Origin of the sequence: Jatrophihabitans sp., assembly GCF_036389215.1 — a bacterium.
Taxonomy (GTDB): Bacteria; Actinomycetota; Actinomycetes; order Mycobacteriales; family Jatrophihabitantaceae; genus Jatrophihabitans_A.
In genome coordinates this window covers 1-1,933 of the sequence record NZ_DASVQG010000147.1, presented here as the reverse complement: position 1 = coordinate 1,933, position 1,933 = coordinate 1, and the positions used below count along the sequence as shown (strand labels likewise).

2 protein-coding genes and 1 pseudogene are annotated in these 1,933 nt (G+C 73.9%); all 3 read right to left on the bottom strand.

What is annotated here, in order from left to right; translation table 11 throughout:
• A partial coding sequence (locus VF542_RS07355; RefSeq protein WP_408651047.1) for a MarR family transcriptional regulator occupies positions 1–201 on the bottom strand: 201 nt, incomplete at its 3' end.
• Between the two features lie 66 nt (positions 202–267).
• On the bottom strand, positions 268–1,725 hold the full coding sequence (gene xylB / locus VF542_RS07350; RefSeq protein ID WP_408651046.1) for a xylulokinase: 1,458 nt from the start codon (positions 1,723–1,725) through the stop codon (positions 268–270).
• Positions 1,726–1,727: 2 nt separating this feature from the next.
• A pseudogene (locus tag VF542_RS07345) lies at positions 1,728–1,933 on the bottom strand (xylose isomerase); the annotation flags it as partial.

The following is a 1,933-nucleotide window of genomic DNA, read 5'->3' as shown; positions in this document are numbered from 1 at the left end:
GGCGGCGGCCGGTGAGCCCTCGACCACGATCGCCCGGGCGATCAGGTCGTCCACCAGGCTCGACACGGTGGCCTTGGTCAGCCCGGTGCGCTGGGCGAGTTCGGCCCGCGAGCTGGGTGCCACCGCCAGCGCCGTGGTGATCAGGCTGAGGTTGTGCCGCCGGACGGTCTGCTGACCTGCCGGTGCGCCCGGTGCCGTCATCGCTCTGCCGTCATCGCTCTGCCGTCATCGGTCTGCCGTCATCGCTCTGCCGTCATCGCTCTGCTGTCATCGGTTGAGGTACTTGCCCGCCGCGTCGGCATAGCGCTCGCGCAGCCCCACGGTCGGCGCAGCCTCGAATACCGCCGAACCGCCCAGCTCCCAGACCGGCGGCTGGGCCGTGCCGGCCAGTACCCAGGCGGCCTGCCGGGCGGCGCCGTCCGCGACGTACTCCCCGGGCTGGGGGACCGTGACCGGCACCCCGAACACCGACGGCGCGATCCGGCAGACCGCCTCGGACTGCGCGGCACCGCCGATCAGGTGCACGCCCGACACCGACACGCCCTGTGCGACGAGCGCGTCGAGGCCCGCTGCCAGGCCGCAGAGCATGCCCTCGACCGCAGCCCGGGCCAGGTTCGCGGGCTGGGAGTTGGCCAGCGTCAGGCCGTGCACCGCGCCGGTGGCGAGCGGCAGGTTGGGGGTCCGCTCACCCTCCAGGTACGGCACCACCGTCACACCGGCCGCCCCTGGCTCCGCGGACAGTGCCAGGGTGCTGAGCTCGGCCAGGCTGACCCCGAGCAACCGGGCCGCGGCGTCGAGCACCCGGGCGGCGTTGAGGGTGCAGACCAGCGGCAGGAAGGCACCGGTGGCGTCGCTGAATCCGGCCACCAGGCCGCTCGGATCGGCGGGCTGCACGTCGCTGCGGGCACAGGCCACCCCGGACGTTCCCAGCGACACCAGCACGTCCTCGCCGACCTGCACGCCCAGCGCGCCGGCGGCGTTGTCACCGGCGCCCGGCCCGATCAGCAGCGAGCCGCCGCCAGCAGGCCGGCCGACCTCGGCAGCCACCTCGGCGGGACCGGCGACCCGGGGCAGCGCGGCCTCGTGGCCCAGCCCGCGAACCAGCAGGTCGGTGCGGTAGCTGTTGCTCCGGCCGTCGAAGTAGCCGGTACCGGAAGCGTCGGAGCGGTCGGTCACCAAGCCGGCGAGATCAGCGGCACCGGCCAGCTTCCAGCTGAGCCAGTCGTGCGGCAGGCAGACCGCGGCGGTCCGGGCGGCGTTCTCGGGCTCGTGCTCGGCCAGCCAGCGAAGCTTGGTCACCGTGAACGAGGCCAGCGGCACGCTGCCGGTCGCCTCGGCCCAGTACCGCGGCCCGAGTTCGGTCACCAACTCCGCCGCCGCGGCGGCCGACCGGGTGTCGTTCCACAGCAGGGCCGGACGCACCACCTCACCATCGGCATCCAGGCAGACCATGCCGTGTTGCTGGCCGCCGACACTGAGCGCGGCCACGTCGGCCAGGCCACCGGCCTGTTCCAGGGCGGTCTGCAGCGCCTGCCACCAGGCGTCCGGGTGCACCTCGGTGCCCTCGGGGTGCCCGGCCCGGCCCTGCCGCACCAGCTGCCCGGTGTCGGCGTCGCGGATGACTACCTTGCACGACTGGGTGGAGGAATCAACCCCGGCGACCAGGCGGTTGCCGCTTCGCTGCGCGCCTGCCTCGCCGGCGCTCGCTCGATGCTCGCTCAGCACGGCTACCGGGCCCCCGTCAGGTGCTCCAGCGCGAGCTGGTTGAGCCGGACGAAACCGAAGCCCTTCTCCCCGGTGGTGTCGGGGTCGAACTCCTCGAAGCTGCTCGGATCGGCCAGTAGCCCGGCGTAGCCCTCGCCGTCGTTCAGGGTCGGCTGGGACAGTTCGCCGACCCTGGCGTGGGCCAGCGCCTCCTGCACCTCGGGGTCGG